2 protein-coding genes are annotated in these 2,943 nt (G+C 67.4%); both read left to right on the forward strand.

From position 1 onward, the window contains the following. Positions 1-491 precede the first annotated feature (491 nt). A complete protein-coding gene (locus Q8L89_07205; GenBank protein ID MDP1708832.1) occupies positions 492-1,391 on the forward strand; it encodes a site-specific integrase in 900 nt (299 codons plus the stop codon). Next, positions 1,388-2,479 carry a transposase gene (locus Q8L89_07210; protein ID MDP1708833.1) on the forward strand — a complete coding sequence of 364 codons (1,092 nt, stop codon included), beginning with the start codon at positions 1,388-1,390 and terminating at the stop codon, positions 2,477-2,479. The genes Q8L89_07205 and Q8L89_07210 overlap by 4 nt, the downstream gene beginning before the upstream one ends. Positions 2,480-2,943 lie beyond the last annotated feature (464 nt).

Here is a 2,943-nt window from a genome sequence, read left to right on the forward strand (position 1 = left end):
CGCATCCAAGCCTAGTAACGCCAGCACCGTAGCACCCGCAACGGCTATGAGCACAACCGCGAGCAACTCGACCGCGTGACCGACTGTTGCTCCGAGCCAGACTGAAACAGGCAGAAGCAGCAGCCCAGCTGGTACCAGCCAAACGAACGCACCCTGGCAGATGGGAACCCACCCGATCGGCTTCCATGCGTAAAGCCACCTTCCGATCGCATAGCCAGCGAAGGCTGGAAGCGAGTAGCAGAGAGCGGCAACACAAACGAGCGAGCCAGCAGCTGCCACAGCGTCACCTGCGAAATCTAACGCCGTGGTAAGCGGCAGCGGCACGATGAAACATCAGGAAACATTGAAGCTTCTCCCCGCTGTCCGCTTGACCACATAGTTGAACGAAGCCGCTACCGCGGCAGCCTCTCCCGGCGGTATTACCCTCATCCGGCACACCGCCCCCGGTGTGTCCGCAGTCGCTGCGGTCATCTGCCAGTGAGGGTATCGCCATGGACCCGTGCCAACAAGCGCGCTTTGATTCGTTCTACGACCGCCTGCTGCTTGCGCTGAAACTGCAGGGCAAGCGCCCCAAGACCGTCGACGCCTACAGCCGGGCCGTGCGCCGGGTCGGGGCGTTTGTCGACCGCTGTCCGGACGATCTCTCCGCCGATGAGCTGCGGCACTACTTCGCCCAGCTGATCGATTCGCACTCCTGGAGCACGGTCAAGCTCGACCGTTGCGGGCTGCAGTTCTTCTTCTCCCACGTGCTGCAGCGCGAATGGGACTGGCTGCGCATCGTCAAACCGCCGCAGGTTCACCGGCTGCCCGACATCCTGTCGCAGGCCGAAGTGGTCGCCCTGCTGCGCTGCACCCGGCGGCTGCGTTATCGGGCCTTCTTACTGCTCACCTACAGCCTCGGACTGCGGCTGGGCGAGGCGCTCAATCTGCAGGTCAGCGACATCGATGGCGTCGGCGGTTGGGTGCATGTGCGCGATGGCAAGGGCGGGCGGGATCGCCGCGTGCCGCTGCCGCGGCTGACGCTATACACGCTGCGTCGCCTGTGGTCCTGCCATCACCATCCACGGCTGCTGTTTCCCAACCCCGTGGGCGACATCGCCAACGCCACCACGCCGATGGATCGCGGCGGCGTCCAGGCCGCGCTCAAGGCCGCGCTCCGCGACGCCGGCATCCACCGCCGCATCGGCGTCCACAGCCTGCGCCACAGCTACGCCACCCATCTGCTGGAAGCCGGCGTCGACCTGCGCGAAATCCAGGCCCTGCTCGGCCATCAAAGCCCGCTCACCACCGCCCGCTATACCCAGCTCACCGAGGCCACCGGCGCCAATGCGCGCGCCGGCATCGAGCGCATGATGGCCACCTTGAGCGAACTGTGGAGCCGCCCGTCATGAGGCTCGCCGACCTCATCGACCGCTTCGAGCCGGCCCTGCTGCAGCGCCACGGCGACCGCCTGAACGGCGCGCAGCGCGGCGCCCTGCGCGCCATGGCCCACTGCCGTCAGCCCGACGGTCCAACCCTGCAGGCCGACTGTCGCGACTGCGGCAGCCGCATCGCGCTGCCGCGCTCCTGCGGCCACCGCGCCTGTCCGCACTGCCAGCACGCCGCCGGCCAGGCCTGGCTCGACCGCCAGCGCCAGCGCCGGCTGCCGGTCGACTACTACATGGTCACCTTTACCTTGCCCGCCGAACTGCGTCCGCTGGCCCGCCAACACCCGCGAGCCGTCTACGCCGCCCTGCTGCGCTGCGCCTGGCTGACCCTCGCCCGGTTCGGACGCAACGACCCCAAGCTGGCCGTCGAGCTCGGCGCCACCGCCGTCCTCCACACCCACAACCGCCGCCGCGACCTGCATCCGCACGTCCACCTCGTCGTCCCCGCCGGCGGCGTCAATGCCGCCGGCACGCTGTGGCGCAAGAAGACCAGCAAGTACCTCTTCAACAGCAAGAACCTCGCCGCCGTCTTCCGCGCCACCCTGCTCGCCGCCCTGCGCGCCGCCGACCTCACCCTGCCGGACACGCCCGACCTGTGGGTCGCCCACTGCACTCGGGTCGGCAACGGCGACTCCACGCTCATCTACCTCAGTCGATACCTCTACCGCGGCGTGCTCGGCGAGCGCGACATCCTCAGCTGCGATGGCGACCAGGTGCGCTTTCGCTACACCGACGCCAAGACCCGTGAGACCTACACCCGCACCCTGCACGGCGCCGACTTCCTGTGGCTGCTGCTGCAGCACGTCCTGCCGCCACGCTTTCGGCGCACCCGCGAGTTCGGCCTGCTGCACCCGCGCCGCGCGACCCTGCTCAAACGCGTGCAGCTGCTCCTGCACGTCACCCCGAAACCGCCCGAACCACCGCCCCCGCGAGCGCCGCTGCGCTGCCCGCACTGCCAGGGCATCCTCATCCTGCGCCGGCCGAGCGACGACGACCTGCGCGCACATCTCGCCCCACCCGATGCCCAACCCACGGGGACACTCCGCATGTGACCCGACCGCACCGCCGCCGGCAACCGCGCATGACACGCATGCGCTTGGGAGCCGCTGGCCCTGATTAACCGAAAATCCGCCTTAAAACCGCCGAAAACCGCCGCAAACGCCCCTCAAGCGCCCACCGCGACGCCACCACCGCGTCCCCGCCAGCGCATCGCCAAACCCGCCGCACCGGCCGGCCAGCGACGCAAAAAGCAATCTCCTTAAAGAAGGTCTGGGCAACCCCCGGGCTCGTCCAACCAACGGATAAGATCGCGGCTGCGCGCGATCTATCCTAGTTCGTTGGACGTCACTCTCGCGGACTATGCGCGCGATCGAACAAAGAACCGAGTGTCAGATGATCGTGCCATACATCTGCGAGCCGGATTCCGTACTTTGCTGCAATGAGCGCCGAAAGAGTTTCGAGCTCCAACGCATCGGGCGTATACCTTGATGGGTACAGAGCGCGATAGATTTGGAAC

Source organism: Gammaproteobacteria bacterium (assembly GCA_030680605.1).
Taxonomy (GTDB): Bacteria; Pseudomonadota; Gammaproteobacteria; order SURF-13; family SURF-13; genus JAQBXX01.

Bases quoted from the DNA above. Each gene is read 5' to 3' on its own strand.
- Q8L89_07210 (MDP1708833.1), top strand. From the start codon at position 1,388: ATGAGGCTCGCCGACCTCATCGACCGCTTCGAGCCGGCCCTGCTGCAG.
- Q8L89_07205 (MDP1708832.1), top strand. From the start codon at position 492: ATGGACCCGTGCCAACAAGCGCGCTTTGATTCGTTCTACGACCGCCTG.